The 24,537-nt window shown below is 43.9% G+C and carries 20 protein-coding genes; 11 read left to right on the top strand and 9 right to left on the bottom strand.

The annotated features are described in order from the left end of the window. Nucleotides 1-14 precede the first annotated feature (14 nt). Entirely contained in the window at nucleotides 15-584 is a 570-nt protein-coding gene (locus tag JMY08_RS00260) for a tRNA (cytidine(34)-2'-O)-methyltransferase (RefSeq protein ID WP_201588404.1), read from the bottom strand. 364 nt (nucleotides 585-948) lie between these two features. Here JMY08_RS00260 and JMY08_RS00255 point away from each other — a divergent pair, with 364 nt between their 5' ends. After that, nucleotides 949-1,089, top strand: a complete 141-nt coding sequence (locus tag JMY08_RS00255) for an entericidin A/B family lipoprotein (protein WP_189584958.1) — start codon at nucleotides 949-951, stop codon at nucleotides 1,087-1,089. 120 nt (nucleotides 1,090-1,209) lie between these two features. On the opposite strand, the gene hemW is transcribed toward JMY08_RS00255, so the two are convergent. Further along, nucleotides 1,210-2,436 carry a radical SAM family heme chaperone HemW gene (gene hemW, locus JMY08_RS00250; RefSeq protein ID WP_201588403.1) on the bottom strand — a complete coding sequence of 409 codons (1,227 nt, stop codon included), beginning with the start codon at nucleotides 2,434-2,436 and terminating at the stop codon, nucleotides 1,210-1,212. A gap of 383 nt (nucleotides 2,437-2,819) precedes the next feature. Between hemW and JMY08_RS00245 the strand changes: the two genes are divergently transcribed. The 5 genes from JMY08_RS00245 to accC all read left to right on the top strand — a co-directional run bounded on the left by JMY08_RS00245 (nucleotide 2,820) and on the right by accC (nucleotide 8,667). Beyond that, nucleotides 2,820-3,317 carry an EVE domain-containing protein gene (locus tag JMY08_RS00245; RefSeq protein WP_201588402.1) on the top strand — a complete coding sequence of 166 codons (498 nt, stop codon included), beginning with the start codon at nucleotides 2,820-2,822 and terminating at the stop codon, nucleotides 3,315-3,317. Nucleotides 3,318-3,473: 156 nt separating this feature from the next. Continuing rightward, nucleotides 3,474-4,514 (top strand): hypothetical protein, encoded by a 1,041-nt coding sequence (locus tag JMY08_RS00240; protein WP_201588401.1) that lies wholly within the window; start codon nucleotides 3,474-3,476, stop codon nucleotides 4,512-4,514. 484 nt (nucleotides 4,515-4,998) lie between these two features. Then, on the top strand, nucleotides 4,999-6,366 hold the full coding sequence (locus JMY08_RS00235; protein ID WP_189584938.1) for an MATE family efflux transporter: 1,368 nt from the start codon (nucleotides 4,999-5,001) through the stop codon (nucleotides 6,364-6,366). A gap of 371 nt (nucleotides 6,367-6,737) precedes the next feature. After that, on the top strand, nucleotides 6,738-7,166 hold the full coding sequence (accB, locus tag JMY08_RS00230; RefSeq protein WP_010201260.1) for an acetyl-CoA carboxylase biotin carboxyl carrier protein: 429 nt from the start codon (nucleotides 6,738-6,740) through the stop codon (nucleotides 7,164-7,166). 139 nt (nucleotides 7,167-7,305) lie between these two features. Next, nucleotides 7,306-8,667 carry an acetyl-CoA carboxylase biotin carboxylase subunit gene (gene accC / locus JMY08_RS00225; protein ID WP_010201258.1) on the top strand — a complete coding sequence of 454 codons (1,362 nt, stop codon included), beginning with the start codon at nucleotides 7,306-7,308 and terminating at the stop codon, nucleotides 8,665-8,667. 178 nt (nucleotides 8,668-8,845) lie between these two features. Here accC and JMY08_RS00220 read toward each other — a convergent pair whose 3' ends face one another. Next, complete coding sequence (locus JMY08_RS00220; RefSeq protein ID WP_201588400.1) at nucleotides 8,846-9,466, bottom strand: hypothetical protein; 621 nt, start codon at nucleotides 9,464-9,466, stop codon at nucleotides 8,846-8,848. 266 nt (nucleotides 9,467-9,732) lie between these two features. After that, nucleotides 9,733-11,517, bottom strand: a complete 1,785-nt coding sequence (gene leuA, locus JMY08_RS00215) for a 2-isopropylmalate synthase (RefSeq protein WP_194619850.1) — start codon at nucleotides 11,515-11,517, stop codon at nucleotides 9,733-9,735. 217 nt (nucleotides 11,518-11,734) lie between these two features. Here leuA and JMY08_RS00210 point away from each other — a divergent pair, with 217 nt between their 5' ends. Continuing rightward, a complete protein-coding gene (locus JMY08_RS00210; RefSeq protein WP_189584927.1) occupies nucleotides 11,735-12,223 on the top strand; it encodes an Lrp/AsnC family transcriptional regulator in 489 nt (162 codons plus the stop codon). 5 nt (nucleotides 12,224-12,228) lie between these two features. Here JMY08_RS00210 and JMY08_RS00205 read toward each other — a convergent pair whose 3' ends face one another. The 5 genes from JMY08_RS00205 to JMY08_RS00185 form a co-directional block, all read right to left on the bottom strand. Beyond that, entirely contained in the window at nucleotides 12,229-13,485 is a 1,257-nt protein-coding gene (locus tag JMY08_RS00205; protein ID WP_201588399.1) for a YbfB/YjiJ family MFS transporter, read from the bottom strand. Nucleotides 13,486-13,579: 94 nt separating this feature from the next. Then, nucleotides 13,580-14,932 (bottom strand): ABC1 kinase family protein, encoded by a 1,353-nt coding sequence (locus tag JMY08_RS00200; RefSeq protein ID WP_189584921.1) that lies wholly within the window; start codon nucleotides 14,930-14,932, stop codon nucleotides 13,580-13,582. Between the two features lie 71 nt (nucleotides 14,933-15,003). After that, on the bottom strand, nucleotides 15,004-15,798 hold the full coding sequence (locus JMY08_RS00195; RefSeq protein WP_201588398.1) for a HesA/MoeB/ThiF family protein: 795 nt from the start codon (nucleotides 15,796-15,798) through the stop codon (nucleotides 15,004-15,006). Nucleotides 15,799-15,840: 42 nt separating this feature from the next. Then, nucleotides 15,841-16,713 carry a peptide chain release factor N(5)-glutamine methyltransferase gene (prmC, locus tag JMY08_RS00190; RefSeq protein ID WP_201588397.1) on the bottom strand — a complete coding sequence of 291 codons (873 nt, stop codon included), beginning with the start codon at nucleotides 16,711-16,713 and terminating at the stop codon, nucleotides 15,841-15,843. A 51-nt stretch (nucleotides 16,714-16,764) separates the two neighbouring features. Next, a complete protein-coding gene (locus JMY08_RS00185) occupies nucleotides 16,765-18,681 on the bottom strand; it encodes an AmpG family muropeptide MFS transporter (protein ID WP_201588396.1) in 1,917 nt (638 codons plus the stop codon). A gap of 774 nt (nucleotides 18,682-19,455) precedes the next feature. Here JMY08_RS00185 and katG point away from each other — a divergent pair. From katG to JMY08_RS00165, 4 genes are all read left to right on the top strand, one after another. Beyond that, nucleotides 19,456-21,639 (top strand): catalase/peroxidase HPI, encoded by a 2,184-nt coding sequence (gene katG / locus JMY08_RS00180; RefSeq protein ID WP_201588868.1) that lies wholly within the window; start codon nucleotides 19,456-19,458, stop codon nucleotides 21,637-21,639. Nucleotides 21,640-22,078: 439 nt separating this feature from the next. Further along, nucleotides 22,079-23,008 carry a LysR substrate-binding domain-containing protein gene (locus JMY08_RS00175; RefSeq protein WP_201588395.1) on the top strand — a complete coding sequence of 310 codons (930 nt, stop codon included), beginning with the start codon at nucleotides 22,079-22,081 and terminating at the stop codon, nucleotides 23,006-23,008. Nucleotides 23,009-23,252: 244 nt separating this feature from the next. Next, a complete protein-coding gene (locus JMY08_RS00170; RefSeq protein ID WP_201588394.1) occupies nucleotides 23,253-24,272 on the top strand; it encodes an LLM class flavin-dependent oxidoreductase in 1,020 nt (339 codons plus the stop codon). 30 nt (nucleotides 24,273-24,302) lie between these two features. Then, the gene (locus JMY08_RS00165) at nucleotides 24,303-24,449 is read left to right on the top strand and encodes a hypothetical protein (RefSeq protein WP_201588393.1); all 147 of its coding nucleotides are present in this window, start codon (nucleotides 24,303-24,305) and stop codon (nucleotides 24,447-24,449) included. The last annotated feature ends 88 nt before the right edge of the window (nucleotides 24,450-24,537 follow it).

The following is a 24,537-nucleotide window of genomic DNA, read 5'->3' as shown; positions in this document are numbered from 1 at the left end:
AAGTATATCAACCGCTATTTAGGGTCATATACTGTCAGAGTGTCATAACCAACACTGCGACCTTCATCACCCATAAAACCCTGCTGACGCCATATCTCATATAAGCATATCGCCACACTATTGGACAGATTCAAACTGCGTGAATCTGCCAGCATGGGCAAGCGTAACCAATGATCGGCACCAATACTTTCACGAATATCATCTGCCAGCCCTGCTGTCTCAGAGCCGAAGACTAAGGCGATGTTAGGTGGCGATGTCAGCGCACTTTTTTCACCATCATCACCAGTGACCTGCCCACTAAAATTGTAATCATAAAATGGCTTGCTCAGCTTGGTGGTCAATGCTGTGATGACATGACAGTCCGATGCTATGAGCGCTTGCCTAGCAGCTGCCCAATCGTCATGTACCTGCAGGTGGGCATACTCATGGTAATCCAATCCTGCACGGCGTAGCTTCTTGTCGTCAAGCTCAAATCCTAAAGGCTTCACCAAATGTAACTGCGCCCCACTATTGGCACATAAACGAATAATATTGCCAGTATTACTGGGCATTTTGGGTGCTACCAGCACGATATGAATAGTCATTATCACTCCATCAATTGTCTGAATATCATTATTTTAATTCTCTAGCAAATTTTATATAAATAGAACTTGGTGTCAGGCTGGCTTAGTCTACTATTGTTAGTAGCTTCGCTCGTTGTCTTTATATGAAAATTATCTTGAATAGAATATATATATATCAAGCGTAATTAAAAGTTACAGTTTACTGGCAAAAATTACATTTTGATACTGGGCATATATTTTAACTTTCTTTATGATGGCTCTACTGGATTGCGAGATAATATATACACATTGTTATCGTATCCTGTAATCCTTCAGTGAGGCTTAAGCAATCTGCTTAGCGTCGCTGCTGTTACTTATAACTACCCATTTATTTTGAGGAATTATTATGAAAAAATTAATCATTGCATCTTTGACGGCTATGTTTGTATTGACTGGTTGCAACACTTTTAAAGGTCTAGGTCAAGACGTATCTGGCGCCGGTGATGCTGTAACTGGTAGTGCTCAAGAAGTTCAAAACAAAATCTAATTATTAATTCATTAGACTTGTTTTTAAAAGGCTTACCATTTATTTGGTAAGCCTTTTTTTTCCATATTTTATCTTGTTGAGCAATCATTTTGCAGCATCTTTAAAACGAGCAAAGTCCTGTTATAAGAACGCTCTTAATATTTGGTTTAGATACCTGCTGCCTAATACTGTTGGCTTTAGCTGCTGACGATCATCTACGAGCAACCCCTGCTTGACTAGCTTATCTACTTGCCCAGCGACACTGTCATAGCAAAGTCCTGTTCGATCCTCAAACAGTGCCCACGACACACCATCGTGCAGACGTAGTGCATTTAGCATAAACTCGCTCACCAATTCGTCACTAGCAATCTGTTGCCAACCAATCATTTTTGGGAAATGTTGGCTGTCATGAGATGTCTCAGTTATATCTTGATAGTCGACATAATCCTTGGGTAAACGTGACTTACTAAAACGATAAATACCTGATTTTGCTACTAACTCACTACCTTGACCTTCATGTTTTTTTACAGTCACCTTGCCATGAGCACCCGCGCCAATCGCCAAATAATCACCAAACTGCCAGTAATTGACATTGTGGCGGCATGGCTTATCGGAAGCGCCAGACCATGCCGACACTTCATAATTGTCATAGCCCAATTGCTGTAGCAATGCCTGACCGGCTTGCTCAATATCAGCGAGACTGTCCTCATCTGGCAAAATAGGCTGACTGCGATAAAACACCGTGTTAGGCTCAATCGTTAGCTGATACCAAGAGATATGCGTCGCACCAGCATTATGCGCGGTTTGAATATCGTTCAATGCTTCGACCAAATTTTGCTGCGGCAAGCCATGCATCAAGTCGACATTGACGCGTTCAAACCCAGCACTCCGTGCCGCCTTAATCGCTGATAATGCTTGCTTGGGATCGTGTATGCGCCCGAGGGTTTTGAGCTTATCCGCAGCGAAGCTTTGCACGCCAATTGACAAGCGATTGATACCGACATCCAGATACTGAGCAAATGGCGCGTGTTCAAGCGTACCCGGATTGGCCTCCATCGTAACCTCAATATCATCTGCGAATATAAAACACGCACGCAAACCAGCAAATAAACGCTGATACTGCAAAATCGGCAGTAGTGATGGCGTCCCACCACCAATAAATATCGAGCCAATTTCACGTCCTTGAGTCAACGACTGCTGCATTTGAGCATCCAATAACAAAGCATCGACGTATTCGTCATACATCGATAGCTGACTGTCTATCGGTAGCTCGTGCGAATTAAAGTCGCAATAAGGGCACTTCTTTACACACCATGGAATGTGAATGTAGAGTGCTAACGGAATATTCATCACGTTTATATCAGTCATATGAGCATCGCTATTGGTAAAATCGAAGGCATTAGTCTTATTTGGTATGTAGGATTGACTATAGCTATAAAAAGTATCGCTAGGATAACGGTTAGAGGCCTTAATGAAAAGCATCATGACAACAAAATAACTCACAAAACCACTCACAAAATCTATGTTAATACTGGTGTCTGACAGGCAATATAGCCATTACTCACAGAAATTGGTCGCTAATAAACCACCGCTATAGTAGATTCACTTTAAAAAAGAGACAGTGTGACTGGGATGAATTTTTCGTCGCCTCTGTAATAGCAGTAAGCAAGGAGAATTTATACCAGTCACACCTAACTGGCAATATATCGATTTTATTCTGAACTGACTATACCAATAAAGGAATACCAGATATGGCCTATTGGCTGATGAAATCAAACCCAAAGTTTTTTAGTATTCAGGATTTGCAACGCTTAGGCACAGAAGGTTGGGATGGTGTGCGCAACTATCGTGCCCGTAATTTTATGCGCGATGACATGCAAGTCGGTGACAAGGTATTCTTTTATCACTCTAGCGCCAAACCCTCTGGCGTTGCTGGCATTATGACCGTCAGTCAAGCGGGCTATCCCGACCCGACCCAGTTTCATCCCGAACATCGTCACTACGACCCTATCGCCACCGAAGATGAGCCACGATGGTACATGGTAGATGTCACCTTTGAACAGGCATTTATAGAGGTCTTACCCTTATTAGAGCTCAAGTTTTTGCCCGCACTTGAGGACTCATTGCTGCTTAGGAAAGGCTGTCAGCAGTTAACCGTTATTCCTCTAGAACCCAAACACTGGCAGGCTATCATCGATATGGCAGAAACGCTTGATTTGATATCCGCCAATAACAATCTTGCACTGTAACCATTGCGTATGTTTTCTATGACATCAATTAACACTTATTCATGCGTTTGCCTTTTAAATTTTGCTATATTTATCAGCCCAAATAAAAAACTATATACCCAAAAGCAATATTCTAACCTTTTATAACCGTTATATTTTAATCATCAGGACTCGTTTATGAGCGCACCCAAACTAGTATTGTCTTTATTAACCGTTAGTATGCTTGGCCTAACGCTGAGCGCTTGCGGCAGTGATAGCGATAAGATCAAAGAAGAGTATGACCGTGTAGAAGATCAGGTTAAAGATGAATACGATCGTATAGAAGACAAGGTCAAAGAAAAGTATAAAGAGGCCGAAGATAAGCTGACCGATGACGAAAAGAGTATGGCAGAGATTTTAGAATCTGTATTTTTACCAGAAGAGTCATTTGATAATTTCTTAGAAAAGCTCACTCCAGAAGGCGGACGCGGCGGTCTATATGTCGGACACTTCGTCGAGCTAAACGACGGTGATAATAATGACATCGATATCGGTGCGGTCTACTTCGACATCAGTAATCAAGGTGCGGGTAGCGTCGATGGTAGCTTTAGTTATCAGCAGCAAGCTTGCCAAGAAAATAATGCTTTGGGCATAAACTCAGCGCTCAAAATCGATAACTATATCGCTGGCAAAGTCACGGGTAGCCTCGATACCTTAGAGTTTTTGGATGTCAAGTATGTCAGTGACTTAGGATTAGAGACGCCAAACTTGCTCACCACTTTTGCAGGGAGCTTTGAGGAAAAACAAGCTGGCTCACCGTGGAAAGGCAGTTTTGAATACCTAGACGGCTTAGGCGGGCAAAAACTGTCCAGCGGTGAAGACAACTGCAAGGTGACTTATACCCTAAGCGATCGCTCTAACTTTACCACTTACGCGCTCGATTACGACCTTGGCAAGATGAACCTCGATGTAACGGGCAATGGTAGCCAAAAAACCGTTACTTGGCAGAATCCGATCGATACTCAGCATGTATTGGTCAGTCAAATTGATGTTAATAAAGCCGAGTCTGGCGCCAATGGTTACGTCCAAAACCTCGTGTTGAGCAACCTTGAGACACAGTTTACACCGTTGATTCCAAACAGCTCGACCAACTACGCCATCGTAGTGCAAGCGTTCGATGCTAATAACAACTTGATCGGCTATCAAGCAGTGGTACAAGATTTGCCAGAATCCCGATAGATTTTGGCCATATAATAGGCTTTCTTGTAGAAGCCTAGGGCATGTCTTCATTTCAAAAATGGTGATAAAAATGAGATAAATTGCCGTCAAACAAGAAAAATAGTGCAGATAATATCGGGATATTAACCAGCTATTTGACGATGTTTGGCAAGATTTAGCCATTTTTAGCCCATTCAGATGACTATCGAGTGAATTGAAGACACGCCTTAGGTTTAACCAACGTGATGGATGTTACTAAGCGCCATAAAACCTTTCTAAAACGTTGACATCCCAGTCTGGCTTCTTTACCATCTTATCTACTTATGACCTGTCAATCTATCACTTGGATTGACGGGTTATTTTTATTTAAGTGTCTTTACTTATCGAATTGCTTGTCTTATTTATTGTCAGTACAACGCCACTGTTGCTGTCTCGCTATTGAGTGGTCGATGACAGTATTTGTCTATCAACACTAACCACCGCGAATTATGAAAAGTTGCTAATTATGGCTTTGCCAATATCCTTTACCGATTTCAAAAGCTACAGTTTACGTTTGGGCGTGCTCGCCTTACCCATCTTGATTACTCAGTTTTGCCAAGCAGCACTGGGTGTCGTCGATGCTATCATGGCAGGTCAAGTTTCTGCCCTCGACTTGGCAGCGGTCGCTGTTGGCTCTGGTATTTGGCTGCCTCTGTTCTTATTAGCCACGGGTATTTTAATCGCCACCACCCCTCTCATTGGGGAAGCTATAGGACAGAATAAACACAACCAAGTACCACATATCACTCAGCAATCCTTATGGACAGCAGGTGTGATTGGGATTCTTGGGTTTATTATTGTCAATCTTGCACCCAATGTCCTTGGTGTCATGGGCGTCCCCGAAAATATCCAACCGATAGCGTCACAGTATTTACACGGGGTGTCGTTTGGTTTTCCTGCACTGGCAGTCTATGCCGTCCTACGCAGTTATTGCGAGGCGCTTGGGCGACCTGAGCCGGTGACAGTGATTAGTATCATTGGCCTGATCGCAGATATCCCACTCAACTATATCTTTATCCATGGTCTGTTTGGCATGCCAGAAATGGGCGGCGCAGGCTGCGGGGTTGCAACGGCATTAGTATTATGGATAAACGTCTTATTGCTCGTCGCTTATACCAGCTTTACTAAGCGCCAGCAATTTGCCAGCACGCGCTTCTTTTATGGTTTTGCCAGACCCAATCGTACACAGATAAAAAAACTGCTCAAGCTTGGCATCCCGATTGGCATCTCAATCTTCTTTGAGGCCAGTCTATTTAGCTTGGGCGCACTGGTCATCAGTCCATTGGGTGAGCTGGCAACTGCCTCGCATCAAGTGGCGCTGGCGGTGACATCGCAGCTGTTTATGATACCTATCTCGGTTGCCATGGCACTGACCATTATGATATCCAATCGATTTGGTGAAAAGAACCTGCTGGCACTGCGCCATGTACAAGCGACCGGACTTATCTGGACTGTCCTGATTGCCATCGTTTGTATGCTTGGAATTTGGCTATTCCGCCCACAACTGGCAGCCGCGTTCACGGACAATGTAGAAGTCAGAGCACAAGCCATGCACCTTCTCATCTTTGCCCTTGCTTACCAACTATTTGATGGCTGGCAGGTCAACATTGCCGGGATACTGCGCGGTATGCAAGACACCACGATACCGATGTGGGTGACGCTATTTTGCTATTGGTTGGTTGCCTTGCCACTTGGCATCTATTTGGTGCGTTTCACGGATGTGGGCGCGCAAGGTTTTTGGATGGCATTGATCACGGGTTTGTTTTTATCCTCTATCCTGCTCACCCTGCGTCTACGCTATCAACAAAAGCGCCTCAGGATACTTTGGGCTTAAAGTTGCTATAGTCGGTTCAATATAATTTGGATACAAGGAAGGCTAGCGAAAGTACTACAATTAAAAGCACTACAACTAGTAGACTAAGCAAGGCTGACACTGTATCCAACTTATATAGGATTGACTATATCATTCTTCTCTAATCGTAGTGTCTAGTAACCAATGCTGGCACTACTTGGCCACATAGACTATGATAAATCACTGATGATTTCTTACTCATAAGAAAAGCTTACGTCAAAATATGTAAAATTTCTCAGTTAACAACTGTACATTGATTGCTCATTGCCATGAATCTAGGTATCATTAGCAATTACTTAGACAATATTTCGTTACACTATTTCTTGAATTTAGTACAAGGCATTATAAAAACTATGGATATTGAAAAAATACGTACCCTAATCGCCCTCATGGAAGAAAGTGAACTGGTCAATTTAGAAATCAGTTCGGATGATGAGCATATTAGTCTGACAAGGCATTATGACACGCCAGTACCAACGATGATGGCTGCGCCTGCTGCTGGAGTAGCGCCTGCTGCTGCTGACACAAAACCAGCCATAAAAGCTGGTAGCGTTGAAACCTCACCAATGGTTGGCGTGTATTATTCAGCGCCTAGCCCGAATGATCCACCATTTGTGAAAGTCGGACAAAAGGTGCAGGCGGGTGATACGCTTGGCATTATCGAAGCCATGAAAATCATGAATCCTCTTGAAGCGACTCAAAGTGGTGTCGTTGACGAAATTTTGGTAGATAACTCTGAAGTCGTACAGTTTGGCCAGCCTATGATTCGCTACAAAGCGTAATAAGATTCGCCAACCTTTACTTCGTTATGATTGATATCTCGTTATTGCTCATCGCTTCTCACCATTGCATTTGATGATGGCAATCGATGACTGGCATAGCGAGTGAATCGTTAACTACCGCTTCGACAAGGATGACCCCATGATAAAAAAACTGCTCATCGCCAATAGAGGTGAAATCGCACTACGCATCGTTCGTGCGTGTAAAGCGCTAGGAATCGAAACCGTAGGCGTCTACTCAACGGCTGACGCCAATTTGATGCACCTGCGTTTTGTTGATGAGGCCATTTGTATCGGCAAGCCAAATGCCAATCAAAGCTATCTTGATATCAATACTATTTTAACCGCAGCAGAAATCTCTGGTGCTGATGCTATCCATCCCGGTTATGGTTTTTTGTCTGAAAACGCCGAGTTCGCTGAGCGTGTTGAAGAAGCAGGACTAACCTTCGTTGGCCCTAATGCCGATCATATCCGACTCATGGGCAATAAAGTCTCCGCTATTAATGCCATGAAAAAAGCAGGCGTACCTACCGTACCCGGCTCTGTTGGAGCAGTGACCTTACATAATGCGGAAGAACAAGCACGCAACATTGGTTTCCCCCTATTGATCAAGGCAGCTTCTGGTGGTGGTGGTCGTGGGATGCGCGTGGTTGAGCGCTTTGAAGAGGTCATCGGACAAGTACAAGCAGCAAAACAAGAAGCTGAGCTATGGTTTGGTGATGATACCGTCTATATGGAACGCTATCTACAAAACCCACGTCATGTCGAAGTACAAGTACTGGGCGATGGCAATGGTAATGCGATTCATCTATATGACCGTGATTGCTCATTACAACGTCGTCATCAAAAAGTCCTAGAAGAAGCCCCTGCGCCTGATATCCCTGATGATGTGCGCGAGCCTATCTTAAGGGCATGTGTCAAAGCTTGCGAGCTGGTCAAGTATCGCGGTGCCGGTACGTTTGAGTTTTTATTCGAAAACAACGAGTTTTTCTTTATTGAGATGAACACTCGGGTACAGGTAGAGCATCCCGTTACTGAGATGATTACGGGTATCGACGTCGTCGTTGAGCAGCTAAAAATTGCCGCAGGTTACGGCTTGTCTTATCGTCAAAGTGAGATTGAAATTCAAGGTCATGCGATTGAGTGCCGTATCAATGCTGAAGATCCAGCGACCTTTATGCCATGTCCTGGTACCGTCAACCAGTTGTTTGCCCCAAGCGGTGCTGGCGTTCGATTCGATTCGCATTTGTATCCTGGGTATGAGATACCGACGTATTATGATTCGTTGATAGGTAAGCTTATCTGTCATGGTCAAACTCGCCAGCAAGCCATCTCGAAGACACTACATGCGCTTGATGAATTGGTGATTGAGGGCATCAAAACCAATATTCCTTTACATCGTGACGTGATATTAGCGGATGATAGTTTTGTACAAGAAGCACAAAACATTCACTATCTAGAAAGAGAATTATTAACAGCACACAAAGCCAAATCAGCGTCTTAGTTTGCCACTTTATTTTTATATAACGATAATGAGTAAAATCATCATTTAGCGTTGATAAACAGACCTGATAAATAGACTAAAAAAACCCGCTATCTATTAAGATAGCGGGTTTTTTAATGGGCTCACATAAAATTTAATTTTCTTTATAGACAATAATATCAATAGAATGTATCAAACATTATGGCAATACTCTGTTGAAGTTCATAAAGCATTCTTTGCCATCAGGGTCAGCGCACCACTGCATTTGGTTGCCATCATGGTTCAAAAACGCTATCAGCGCTTCATCAGTTTGATCAATCTTATTACCAGAGCAGTCTACTTCATTATTGTCATATACCGTTCGAATGGCAATAACGGGTAAGCCTTCTTCGCGATGAGTGACCAGATAGCGACCGTACGTCCATTCTTCACCACTGACAGCCCACATTTCATTGTCGGCACCAAAGTTATATAACTCACGGCATTGATTGGAAGCCAACGCTGACGCCATTAAATTATTGCGGGAGTTCGGCTGAATATTGAGAACACGCTCTTCGCTTTGTGTAAGAATCCCACCGTCTGTACCAGCATTTATTTTTGACTCATCACCTTTGCTTGCTGGCGTGTCTACCAATGCCGCTTGCCTAGCCTCAGCCTCTTTAGTCATGGTCATACTACTGTCTAAGTCTATTTCCCATTGTCCAGCAATGGCAGGACTAATATGCGTCGTAATCGTCGGCTTACTAACTACTTCGCCATTCACTGGCAAGGAAGCCAGAATAGAGGCCAATGTAAATGAAGCAAATGATATCGGTTCCATAATTAACCTTTTTATTTATAATAATTGAGCAATACGTACATTAGCGTAAGTCTTAGACACCAAAAACACAAGTAACATTATGCTATTGGGTTTATGAATTTATGACACACAGAATCCAATAAGCTATTAATTATTTTATCACCCGTGTCTGTTTTAACCACTCAAACAATAACGCCATGGCTCTCACTGACGAATCGTAAAGAACCATGACGTTATGCGTGGGCAGTATCAACGCTACTAGCGCGCTATGTACTACTGTTAAGCTATTAAGCAGCCGTAGTATTTAATGCTTGAGCAAAGGCGGATAATGCTCCTTTTAACATCGCTGATACCGTGCTGCTACAGGTGCCAATACCAGAGTAAACCTCGCCATCAACATTCAATTGAATGTAAGCGGCAGCATTGGCATTGGTTTTGTTATCACGATTGTTATCATCATCGATGCCATTACCGCTATTGTGCTGCGGATTGATCGCGTGCTCAGCATAATTAATGATATGTAGCGACTTGCCAGTATGCTGCGCAAGACCATTGATAAATGAGGACAATGGACCATTACCCGTGCCATCGATAGTAATGGTATCGCCATTCATCTGTACTTGACCGTTAAAATAAACCTGTCCACCTTTGTTGTTCACACTGTAGTCTAGTAGCTCAAAGCTACCTTGACGTAAATAGGTGTCCTCAAAGGTCTGTAGGATTTCATCATTTTGTAATTCGCGCGCCACTGTTTCAGCTTGCTGCTGAACCACGCGGCTAAAGTCAATTTGCATCCAACGTGGCAAGTTAAAGCCATAATTGCGTTGCAAGATATAAGCGACCCCACCTTTGCCAGACTGGCTGTTGATACGTACCACATCTTGGTAACTGCGACCAATGTGTGCCGGATCAATAGGTAGATATGCCACATCCCAAACGTTATCGGTTTGGTCTGTATGTTGCTCATTATAATCGAGAGATTTTTTGATGGCATCTTGATGTGAGCCACTAAAGGCAGTAAAGACCAATTCACCAACATAAGGATGACGTGGATGCAGCGGCAAGTTATTGCATTCGCTGACCACTTGGACGATTTCACTCATATTGCTAAAATCAAGCTCAGGATCAATACCTTGGCTAAATAAGTTCATCGCCATGACCATAATATCCATATTACCGGTACGCTCGCCATTACCAAGCAACGTGCCTTCAATACGATCTGCACCCGCAAGCACCCCTAGCTCAGCAGCGGCAACAGCACAGCCACGGTCATTGTGCGTATGCAAACTAACGATCACATGCTCGCGCATAGCAAGATGGCGACAGAAATACTCAACTTGATCGGCAAAGACATTGGGCATAGATGCTTCAACGGTCGCCGGTAAATTAAAAATTACTTCTTGACCATTCTGCGGCTGCCAAACTTCACAAACCGCATCGCAGACTTCTACCGCATACTCAGTCTCTGTCTGGCTAAAGCTTTCAGGCGAGTATTGAAACACCCATTCTGTCTCAGGGTATTTTGCCGCATATTCTTTCAATAGCTTGGCACCTACGATAGCAATTTCTTTAATCTCAGCTTTGTCTTTGCCATAGACTTTTTCACGTTGGACACGGCTGGTTGAATTATAGACATGGACGACAGCACGTTTTGCGCCTTTTAATGATTCAAACGTACGGGCAATTAGATGCTCACGTGCCTGTACCAAGACCTGCAACGTCACATCATTAGGCACATGGTTTTCTTCGATGAGTTTGCGGGCAAAATCAAACTCAACTTGCGCCGCTGATGGGAAACCAATCTCGATTTCTTTAAACCCTACATCGACTAAAGTTTCAAAAAAGCGCATTTTTTGTTCAATAGTCATCGGATCGATCAAAGCCTGATTACCATCACGCAGATCGACACTTGCCCATATTGGTGATTTCTCAATCGTTTTGCTTGGCCATGTGCGATCCGGCAGTGAGGGCGCAAACGCAAATGGACGATATTTTTGATAGTCAAAAGCGGCACTTTTTGGTGTCTTTTTGGCAGTCGGCGTGGCTACAGTGCGTGTGGCTTGGTCAGACATAATCAATCCTTAGGTAATATGAAATTTATATTTTAGCGAATAAGGCTGCTGATTAGATCAGTATTGAGCATACGAGATAACTAAAACTTATACTCTAATAATAGCAAAGTTTATGAGAGAGAAACTCGCTTTATTACACTATAATTAGAGTTTATTTAGTGAAATAAAGCGTTTTTTTAGATATAATTAGATTATTTCACTAGCGAGTAACTATTCCATGCCTAGTAGTCATTCTGATAGTCCCATATTGACTGATATTGACGAGACTGATAGACGTTTATTGTGTTTATTACAGACTGAAGCCCGAATGAGTATCACCGAGCTTGCCGAACGTGTCAATTTATCTGCGACCCCTTGTGCCCGCCGCATCAAACGCTTAGAAGATACTGGCGTCATCACTGGCTATCATACCAAAACAGATGCGCAAAAACTTGGTTACCCGCTCGCCGTATTTATCGCAGTCAGTATGGATCGTCATACGGCTGAGCGTTTCGAGCAGTTTGAGCGCAAGGTCCAGAGTTTTGAGGAAGTTATTAGCTGTAGCATCGTCACAGGACGCACGGAAGACTATCTTATTAAAGTGAGAGTGCGCGATATGGCGCATTACGAGGAGTTTTTATTACATCGGCTCAATCGTATCGAAGGCGTGGCGCAAGTGCATACCAGTTTTGAGCTACGAGAAGTATTTAGCCGCAGCGTGGTGTAAAGGGTTTAAGCACTTGTGGGTGACTGCCGATGGAACAATATTAATAGTACCAATCCAATCATCAATCCAATAGCAGCAACAAGTAACCCTGCATTGAAATTGTCGTCCTGCCCTGCCAAGGCCACAGTCACCAATGGCCCTAAAAACTGCCCCAATGCATAAGCCAGTGTCGCCAATGCGATCAGCAAATTAGAATAGGCAGGATTGATATTTTTAAACAAAGTGAGTGTCATCGATACCATACCAACGAAAGTTAGCCCTAAGATAGCGGCATTACCATACAAGCCAAGTGCACCATCGAACCATATGGGCAAGCACATACCAAATGCTTGCAATACCGTCAAACCCATCAAGGTTTTTGTTTCCCCAATTCGCTTGGCAAGTGCCCCCCACAAAGGGTTTGATAACATGGCAAAAATACCAACAACCAGCCAAATCAATAGTCCAGCATAAGTTTGCGCTGTTAACCGCTGCGCTGCCATCACTGGCAAAAAAGTCGCAGAACTGATATAACCAAACCCAGCAAGTACATAGCTCACAGAAAGTAGCGCAAGGGCTTTATGGTGACCAGCCACGGCTTCGTATAAGGAATGCTTAAAATTTAAATAGGTTTGATGCACCGATATGTGCTGTTTAGCGCGAATGTGCTGAGATTCAGTATGCTGTGACTGTCTTGGTTTTATAGCATAGAGCAGCCACAAAAGCGGCAGACTAGTAAGGCCTGCCACTAGCCAAATCACATCAAAATGATAACCCAATATTAACAGCCACCACGTCAGTATGGCGGAGGCGCTAATGCCAACACCAATACCTGCATAATGTACTGCCGAAAGTACAGAGCGACGCTCAGGACTAAGGTTTTGAATCACAAACGATGAGCTTAATATCATCGCTACGCCACTTGCAATGCCTGCCAGTAAGCGAATGATATACCATAAATTTAACGACATAGATGGCACAACCAGCAGCATCGTTGTGACGATACTTACCATGACCCAAAGCGTCATGACCTGCCATGTCGCGCGCTGAGGTACGAACATGGCAATGAGCGCGCCGATAAAGTATCCAATATAATTGATTGAAGCCAACCAGCCTGCAATCGTCGTCGATAACGATAGCTGCACCATAATATTAGGTAAGGTGGCGGTAAAGAGAAAACGTCCATAGCCCATAACCACTGCCATGCAGTAGAGACCGATACAGGCAATGGCAGCTTCGTTGGTAATCGTAGGAAAAATACGGTTTTTAAAAGCCGTCATCATGACAGAGCCATTTTTGCGACCATTAGCACACAATCCTTTGTGTTAAAGCATTCAAAAGCAGCGATAAGTTAGTAATGAAACATACAATAAAAACTTACGATACATTTAATGCCGGTGGCATGGTTGCATCTATCTCTGTATGTCCCAGCATTTGCACACGTTGATCACTAAACATATCCATATCAGGCGCAAGCGTACGCATAAAACGGTCAAAATAGAGCATCTGCTTGGTCAATAAGGCAAAATCACGTGGAAAATGGATACCATGACGCTTACCGACTTCTACGATTTCTAGCATCATTTTATTCATCTCATCGGCTTGCTCTTTGCTGTTGAAAGGCACACCGCTGGTAAAGGCTTTGTCCTCCGCCATGATGGTTTTCATCATACGCTGCAAATCATTACCCAATGCCACCACATCAACTTTATTACCACCGTGCGTCATCTCCATATCAATCATATGGCGTGCCATTGATTGATAGTCACTGTCCTGCATGGCTTGCATCATGCCCATACAAGCCCGCCAGCTTTCGGCTTTAAGCTTACCGACAATACCAAAGTCCAAAAAGCCAATACGGCCATCAGTCAGCAGCATCAAATTGCCCGCATGCAAGTCAGCGTGGAAGCTATTGCACAGCATGAGGCTGGCAAACCATGTGTTTAACGTATCTGCCATAACTTGCGCAGGATCAGCGCAGTATTGGCGCATGAGCGACTCATCGACCATAGAGACGCCATATAAACGGCTCATAGTTAACACGCGCTTGGTGGTCAGCGCTTCATATACTTTGGGTGCGACCACGCGAGTGTTACCTGATACTGCTAAAAACTGCTGAAAATCACGGATGTTTTGTGCCTCGGCGATAAAGTCCGTCTCAGCAAGCATTCGCAAACGAATCTCATCGATAATAGGTGCAATGCTCGCAAACTTCATCGATGGCATGAGTAGCTCAACTAACTTAGTGACGCCATGCAATACGCCCAAATCCGTCTGCATGATGGTCTCAACGCCCGGCTTTTGCACCTTTAGCACCACCTCATCACCATTATGCAAACGCGCTGCATGGACTTGGGCAATAGAGGCTGACGCTAGTGGCTTTGAGTCGATATGGGCAAACTTATCATCAAGCGTCATGCCATCAATCGCCAGCTCTTCTGTGAGCACCTGTTCAATATACGCAAAAGACAATGGCGTCGTCTGATCCAAACAACTTTGGAACGCCTTGACATAGTCGCGTGGAAACAATGACGGCGTACTGGCAATAAACTGGCCAATTTTGATATAAGTCGTACCTAACTGCTCAAAGGTTTCTTTTAGCAGCATGGCATCAGGTTTTTCACCTTTTGCCACTCTCAGCGCAGATAAACCTGCCACGCTAGCCGTTTGGCGAACACGATTAACAACATTAAAAGTATGCTTTAATAAATGCGGACGATGAATTTTCATAAGAAACAACTATGGTAATAAAAGGAATATTTGGGGATAGATGATTACAAAAGCTAAATATCGAGTCATTGCTAATGACTGGTGCACACGGGACATTGTGGATCTTGACGATAGCCCATGAGCCGTTGCTGCATCTGACTACCATCCCATATTAACAGCTTATTTGTCAGTGGATTTTTGGTTAATCCTAGATACTGCAAGGCAGCATTGGCTTGCAAATTGCCCATAACAGCAGTGGTACTGGCTAGCACTCCTGAATTGGCACACGTACGTTCGTCAGCCGCTTCGTCAAGCACCACTGAGCCAAATACGCAGTGATAACAACCAGTGTTCAAATGAGGCTCAAACAGTGCGAGCTGACCTTGCATAGCAATCGCTGAAGCGGATAATAATGGAATCTGGTAGCGCACACTAATGCGATTAATAACATCGCGTGTGGCAAAATTATCCGTACAGTCTAAGAGCAAATCAGGCTTACCTGTCGCCATATCGAGCAACTGATAAGCGTTGTCTTCGCTCAATCGCGCAACCGTACCATGCGCACTAATTAAAGGATTAATGCGTGTTAACATCTGCGCCGCTGTTAGCGCCTTAGGTTTGCCAATGTCGTCAGGTAAAAACAGCGTCTGCCGTTGTAAGTTGCTTGCCTCAATCTCATCATCATCGATCAGATGAATATGACCCACCCCTGCACGTACCAAAGTCTCAGAAGCAGGACAACCTAGGCCGCCTGCGCCTATTATGACCACACGTGCTGATTTCAGTCGTAGCTGAGCATCCATATCCCAACCGTCCAATAAAACCTGCCGAGCATAACGGAGCAGCTCGTCATCTGATAGCTGTACCAGTGCTTCTATCATAGTCATTCAAAGCCTATAATCAAATAAGTTTACTAATAAAAAACCTGTCTACTGAACTTGCCCTAGTGTGACGCGATCATTATCACCGTAATCTTTTACGGTATGTACTGACTCAAAATTACTATTCAAAAATAACTGTTGAACAGCATCACCTTGATCATATCCATGCTCGATAGCCAGTAGCCCACCTGTACGTAAATACTTTGTTGCTTGCTGGACGATATGCTCGATATCAGCCAAACCCTGATTGGGCGCACTTAGCGCACTGATCGGTTCAGCTGTTAGATGGGCTAAATGCTCGTCTGCCTCGTCAATATAAGGTGGATTGGACACAATAATATTAAACTTCGGCTCATCGTAAATAGATAGCGCTTGATACCAACTGCTTTGGATAAATTCAATATGAGCAACACCATTTATAACGGCATTGTGCTTAGCAACTTTCAATGCTTCTTGCGATAAATCGACCGCGACGACTTGCCAGTTAGCTTGCTTTAATTCATGGGCAAGACTGATCGCGATACAGCCTGAACCTGTCCCCAAATCAAGTAGACGCTTAGTATTAACACTGGTCGGCTGATTTTTTATCCACTCTAGCACTTGCTCTACTAGCACTTCGGTATCAGGCCTAGGTATCAGCGTGTGCTCATTAACAGTAAAATTAAGCGACCAAAATTCCTGATGACCAGTCAAATAAGCCAAAGGTGTGCCCTGTTTCATTTTAGCCACACCAGTATCAAATTGCTCAAGCTCAGTATCAGACAACTGGTAATCTTCATCAGTCATCAACGCTATCGCAGGCTTATCTATGACATACAGCAACCAGTCAGTGAACCAAAATGACGGTAGCTGATTATCTGTATCACCATTCGTCAGTTGCTGTATGTGCTGCTTGATTTGACGAATGGTCGATACGGTCATAGATAGCTCTTAAAAAACGGTGAATGAATAAAGGTGAAAATACTGCTTGGCCTACTCTGATGCGCGCGGTGGCTCTTTAGTGTCGGTCAGGTTAGGATTGGTCTTGCTTAGCTTGTCACCTATACCATTACCGCCGCTTCCATCATTATCATCATCGCCATAAATATCATCGTTATCACCAATGACAATGTGTTTATCGACAAAGTAAATCAGTGCCAAAATTGGAATGCCAATCGCAAAGGTAAAGATAAAGAAAAACGGGTAACCCATATTATCAACGATGGCACCAGAATAACCACCCATCACTTTGGGTATCAGCGTCATCAATGAAGAAAAAATCGCATACTGAACGGCGGTAAAGCGAATGGAAGTCAATGCGGATAAGAAGGCAATAAATACGGCGCTCGCAAGGCCTGCGGCCAAGTTATCAAAAATCACTGCCAAATACATGACTGGCAAACTGCCTGGATTATACGTCAATAGCACAAAAAGTAAGTTGGTTGCACAGGCTAAAATAGCGCCAATCATCATAGCTTGCATAATTCGGAAACGCTGAGCCAATAGCCCGCCTAAGAAACCACCTGCAATCGCCATGATCACACCGACCAGTTTTACGGCATTGGCGATATCAGTCTTACTAAAGCCCATATCCTGATAAAAAACGTTTGAGATAACCCCTGCCACGATATCTGAGATACGGTATAGACCAATCAACAATAATAGTAATAGCGCTTTTTTGCCATAGCGTCGAAAGAAATCTAAAATTGGCTCAATCCAAGTTGCCATGGCCACTTCTTTTTTGACCAGACCCACTTGGACCAATACATAGCCTGCCGCCATTGCCACACCTAAGCTTACTAGCAGATGCAAGGTTTCTACAAAGAAGCTGACAAACGCCCCTTCAAACTCTGGCAGGACTTGTCCCATTACTATATAAGCAGCGATAAACGCAATCACTGAAAACACAAACAATGCTACTAATCTGACGTAGTCTTCACGAGTTTCAGCGACCAATGGCGCTTTATTAATGATTTTGGGCTGGTTAATAATGAAGTAAAGTAGCAACAACGGTGCGCACGCGACCAATGCCAAAAAGTAAAACTTAATAGCTGGCATCAGTATTAGTGGTATCAACGCCACCGTGCTATCAAACACTGTATTGATCAAAATATTGATCAGGTAGATAACACCAAACAGCAAACCCGGTACGAGCAGTAAACCAGAGTACACAAGGAATATTTTTAAATTGCTTTTTTGCTTTTGGGTTTGTACCGTCTCAGCAGTTGGCTCATAGCTGGCAAACGTCGTTAGCACCCCTAATGTCATGACTCCTGCCATGATGTAGTAAGTATTACGCCATGCCTCATAACTATAAAAAGTCTCATTCGAGCCAAAGTAATCCGCCAAATACAATGCGCCCGCCCCAGCCACGATCATACCGATACGATAGCCTGACACATAGATAGAAGACAAAATAGACTGCATAGATGGCGGTGCCAGCTCGATACGATAAGCATCAATCACGATATCTTGTGTCGCAGAAGAGAAACCAAGCAGCACGGCAGCGCCTGCCATATAGACCAGTACATCCTCACTGACAGGGTTAACTTTTGCCATCAAAATGATTGCCAACACAATGAGTAGCTGCGACACGACCATCCAACTGCGGCGACGCCCAAGCCATTTGGTCAAAAACGGCACAGGGAGCGCATCAATCAATGGCGCCCAAATAAACTTGAACGAATAACCCAATGCTGCCCAACTAAACATAGTCACAACATTTCGGTCGATGCCTGCTTCTCGAAGCCATAATGATAAGCTTGAAAAAATAAGCAATATCGGAATACCCGCTGAAAAACCCAAAAACAACATAATAATGACACGGGGATCTAGATAAGCTTTAGCAGCCTCTCCCCAGGATTTTTTGACAAGTGGCTGATTGGGTGGCACAGATTTAACAGCAGACATAATAACTCACCGAAACTTGAGACAAAAAACACAACTGCGCACAATTTTTATCAATCATTTATAACAAAAATCCGCTATTAGCTGTCGCCAAAAAGGATTGATAAAAATTGCTCAGCGTTGCACAAAACGAGCATTACCACAAAATTCAATTATGGTACTTGAGAACGCCTACCTTGACTAGATATTTCTGCATTAACTTATCACGGACAGCACTCCACTGGGACATCTATTTCACAGTCGTAACAGGGGATATGATAATCTGTAATTAAGGGTAAAAATTTCCTGATCTTTCCATACATTCTCTTTGTTTTTAAGAGTACCTAACCATTCTTTTTTTGCTATACAGACCAAGATAAAATCAGCATGGGTTGGATTCTTGATACCCAGTCATGGCGTTAACCGTGCATCGAACTATAGACAACTTCAAGACTTTGATGATTGGTTATTTAAAACTTATGATTCTTATATATTAGTTTTATAAATACATAGTACTTGGTTATGCTTTGTGTATAAGCAACGGTCAACACGATTAACTGTTTGTCCTCTTTATCAACACATCTATCAACAAAGCCTAGGAGCTATACAATGTCCAACTCGACCCCCACCACAGCTGACAAGAACGCAACACCAGATGCTGGACGTTGCCTCGTTGATCATGACAGCAATGACAACAACGATGCACCAACCAATACAACTTATGACCAAGGTGATGATAAGGGACCGACGATTCATAGTGAAAACGTCGATCATACGCATGCGCCGCAGCGACCTAGTATGGGTGGCTGCCCAGTCATGCACCAAGCTCACACGACGACTGCATCCGCCGCAACCGATTGGTGGCCTAATAGTCTGAACTTAGACATATTGCATCAGCAAGACAAAAAAACAGACCCAATGGGTGAAGACTTTGATTACGCTGAAGCTTTTAAACAATTAGATCTAGAAGCGGTCAAAACTGATTTAAAAAATCTAATGACCGAGTCACAAGAATGGTGGCCAGCAGATTGGGGTCATTATGGTGGTCTCATGATTCGTATGGCATGGCATTCAGCTGGTACCTATCGCGGTGCTGACGGACGCGGCGGCTCGAATACTGGCAATCAACGCTTTGCACCATTGAACAGCTGGCCTGATAACGTCAACCTTGATAAAGCCCGTCGTCTATTGTGGCCAATTAAGAAAAAATATGGCAATAAACTATCTTGGGCTGATTTGATGATTTTGGCAGGTAACATGGCTTATGAATCTATGGGCTTTAAAACCTTAGGTTTCGCTGGTGGCCGCGCTGATATCTGGCATCCAGAAAAAGACATCTACTGGGGCTCTGAGCGCGAATGGTTAGCAGCCACTAAGAACCGTTATGACAGCGATGAAGATCGTGCATCACTCGAAAACCCACTAGCAGCAGTACAAATGGGCTTGATCTATGTCAACCCTGAAGGGGTCGATGGCAACCCTGACCCGCTCAAAACAGCGCAAGATATGCGTACCACCTTTGCTCGTATGTCGATGAATGATGAAGAAACTGTCGCACTGACGGCTGGCGGACATACTGTTGGTAAATGTCATGGTAATGGCGATGCGACGATATTAGAAGATGAGCCAGAAGCCGCCGATGTCGCTGAACAAGGTCTAGGCTGGCGCAATCCTAAAGGCAATGGCAATGCAGGTGATACCGTCTCAAGTGGTATCGAAGGTGCATGGACGACCAATCCTACCCAATGGGATCATGGCTACTTTGAGTTACTCTTAAACCACAACTGGGCATTAACCAAAAGTCCAGCAGGCGCGTGGCAGTGGGAACCAACGGATATCAAAGAAGAAGATCGTCCGTTAGATGCTCATGATCCAAGCGTTCGTCGTAATCCAATCATGACCGATGCGGATATGGCCTTGATTAAAGATCCTGTCTATTTTGAGATTTCAGAGAAGTTCCATCAAAATCCTGAATATTTTGATGAAGTATTTGCCAAAGCATGGTTCAAGCTGACTCACCGTGATTTAGGTCCTAAAGCTCGCTACTTAGGTACAGACGTGCCAAGCGAAGACTTTGTATGGCAAGACCCTATCCCAGCTGGCAATGCTAACCTAACTGCTGATGATATTGCGACCCTAAAATCACAAATATTAGACAGCGATCTGAGCCGCCGTGAGTTAATCATTACCGCTTGGGATAGTGCGCGCACATTCCGTGCTTCGGACTATCGCGGCGGTGCAAATGGTGCACGTATCCGCTTAGCCCCGCAAAAAGACTGGACAGGCAATGAGCCTGAGCAGCTACAACGCGTGCTTGAGACGTTGACCAGCATTCAGTCTGATTTTGACAAAGATGTGAGCTTGGCTGATTTGATTGTGCTGGCTGGTAATGCTGCTATTGAGCAGGCAGCAGACGATGCAGGCGTAGACGTTACTGTACCGTTCAAAGCAGGCCGCGGTGATGCTGATGGTGACATGACCGACGCTGAATCTTTTGCAGATTTGGAGCCTTTGCACGATGGTTATCGTAATTGGGTCAAGCGAGACTATGCGGTATCGCCTGAAGAGATGCTGCTTGATCGCACTCAATTGATGGGCTTGACTGCGCCTGAAATGGTGGTATTGGTTGGTGGTATGCGAGTGCTGGATACCAATCATGGTCAAAGCCAACATGGCGTCTTTACTGACCGTGCTGGTGTGCTTACCAACGACTTCTTTGTCAACTTAACAGACATGAACCACACGTGGCACCCTGTGAAAACGGGTGATGATACTGCCGGTAACTATGAAATACGCGAACGCAGTACTGGCAAGATCAAATGGCAAGCGAGCCGTGTGGACTTAGTGTTTGGTTCAAACTCTATTTTACGCGCTTATGCTGAACTGTATGCACAAGACGATAATTTAGAGAAGTTCGTTCGTGATTTCGTTCGTACTTGGAACAAGGTCATGAATGCCGATCGTTTTGATATCGCTGACTAACCTTCTGTACTTAGTCTGACGCTATTTATTAAGGTTGACGGTACGAATTAAATCTAAACTCTACAAACAGCTATCTTGTAAAAGGTGGCTGTTTTTTTGTTGAACAATGCGCTTTTATTGCAATTTCAAAACTAGTTATAGTCACAATACCCCAAAAACGCTACGATACTGCTGATATTAATTTTTTGTAGCCTCTGTCGGCACAGGCACAGCAAGCAAGAAAAATTGATATCAGCAGTGCGTGATGTATTGATATTACTTTTCACTGACTGTAGCAATTAGGTTATAACCTCTATATTCCTAATTATTATTAATTCATAGCTATTTATTATATACAAGAATAATAGATTTGATTTACACTGGTCGCTTACGGCATATTTGTTCGTTTTTATTTCTATATACAGACAGGATTTGTATATTTATACAATAGGATTCAGTTATGGCAATCGACGTAGTGGTCAATCAGCGGCACTTGCAAATTCAACTCAAGCAGTTGGAGACGGTGTGGCATACGGTGATCAATGGCTATAACTTAAGTCAAGCGGCAACGGTACTGCACACCAGTCAATCAAGCTTATCCAAGCATATTGCAGCGCTTGAAAACCAACTAAAAACTGAGGTATTCGTGCGTCAAGGCAAGCGCTTGACCGGTCTGACGACCATGGGTACAGCGCTCATGCCGCATATCGAGTCCATCTTTGCTGAAATCCGTACGATTGAGAATCTAAGCCTCGATTTTAACAACCCCAATGTCGGTACCTTAACCATTGCTACCACCCATACGCAGGCGCGTTACGTGTTGCCGCAAGTGGTCAAAGAGTTTAAAGAACGCTTTCCTAAAGTGAATCTAATCTTGCAACAGGCGGATCCTGAGACCATCGCACAAATGGTGATACGCGGGCAAGCTGACATCGGTATTGCAACCGAGTCGTTGCTCCATAATAACTATCTGCGCTGTTATCGCTATTATGACTGGACGCATCGCGTTATCGTGCCAAGCGATCATGAGCTTGCCAGTCACGAATCTATTGATTTGCCGACCCTTGCCAGCTATCCAATTGTTACCTATCATGGTGGTTTTACCGGACGCGGTGCGATTGATAAAACCTTTACAGATGCAGGTCTTGAGCCAGATATTGTTTTAGCAGCACTCGATGCCGATGTGATTAGTACTTATGTCGGTCTTGGTTTAGGGATTGGTATTATTGCCGAGATGGCTTTTGAGCCAAGTCACTATCAGAACTTAACAGCTATTCCAGTAGATCATTTTGGCCGCTTTACCAGTTGGATGGCGGTAAGGGACGATGCTGAAATTCGCCAATACGGTCGTGCTTTTATGGAATTATGCCAAAAGCAGTTTAGCCAGTAGGCTCAGCACAGTAAATTCAGTTCCATAAGCTCAGCTAAAATGACATTTACTTAAAGAAGAAAAAGGCATCGCTATCATCAAATAGTGATGCCTTTTTTTGTTATCCTTATTTACATCTGCCTTTATATCCATAATAACTACCCCATTATATGAAGTGACTAGCGTTCAATGGTTGCTATAAACAGCCTATATAAGACTGTCAGAACGACCATGAATGCTTTTAACTTTATAAAACAGGTGATCTATGAGTAATACCATTCCCTTATCCTTTTTAGACTTAGCCCCCGTTCCTGAAGGTCATACCATTGCTGAAGGTATCGCCCAGACGGTTGAGACCGCACAGCTTGCAGAAAAAGTCGGCTTAAACCGTTATTGGATGGCAGAACATCACAACATGCCTGGCATTGCGAGTGCGGCGACCTCAGTACTACTAGCGCATATCGGCAGTCAAACCAAGCGCATACGTATCGGAGCTGGCGGCGTAATGCTTCCTAACCATGCCCCACTGGTGATTGCTGAGCAATTCGGGACGTTACAAGCGCTCTATGGCGACCGTATCGACTTAGGTTTAGGACGTGCTCCTGGTACAGATGGCGCGACTTTTCAGGCACTACGCCGTCAAATGCAAGATGCTGATCGTTTTCCACAAGATGTACAGGAATTAATGTACTTTTTAGGCAATACGACTGACAACAGTCCTGTCCAAGCATTCCCTGGCGCTAAATCAAATATTCCTATCTGGATATTAGGCTCATCGCTTTTTGGGGCGACATTGGCGGCACATTTGGGACTGCCTTACGTGTTCGCCTCCCACTTTGCACCGCAAATGCTTAGTCAGGCAATCTCTACCTACCGTGAACAGTTCAAGCCTTCAACCTATTTAGACAAGCCATATGTGATGGTAGCAGCGAACTTGCTATTGGCTGATGACGATGCGACTGCCCATTATCACTTTACCTCAGCGCAGCAGAGCTTTGTACGCTTGCGCCGTGGTGAAACGGGTCAAATGCCAAAACCAACTTACGATATGGATAGCATCTGGAGTCAAGCAGAGAAAATGATGGTGGACAATGCGCTATCGATCTCATTCATTGGCTCTGTTGAAACGGTCAAGCCCAAATTGGCTAAGTTCCTTGCCCAATATCAGCCAGATGAATTGATTGTCACTGCGAACGTTTATGATCAAGCAGCACGTTTGCGTTCACTTGAACTTACACCTGAGTTAAACTTGTTTACTTTACAATCGGCAGCCACACTTGCATAATTATTAATAACTTTTAATGAGATTATGGTTATGGAACCGTCTGCCTTTATTGGTACGTCAATATTTTTGTACATTATAGCGTTCATCGCTGTTATGGTTATTGGTGGGTATTTAACGTATCGTACCAGTCCAAAACGCAAGCAGCGCCGTGAAGATAAACGCGATAGAGATAACTAAAGCTAATGTCAAAAGCCCCCTTTTCTTATTTGAAAAGGGGGCTTTTTTATTGCTGATTAAGGTGTAGCACTTTTGCCAATTGTTCTGT

The sequence above is a fragment of the Psychrobacter sp. Pi2-51 genome, from assembly GCF_904846665.1.
Classification (GTDB): domain Bacteria; phylum Pseudomonadota; class Gammaproteobacteria; order Pseudomonadales; family Moraxellaceae; genus Psychrobacter; species Psychrobacter glaciei.
This window is presented reverse-complemented; position numbering and strand designations above follow the sequence as displayed.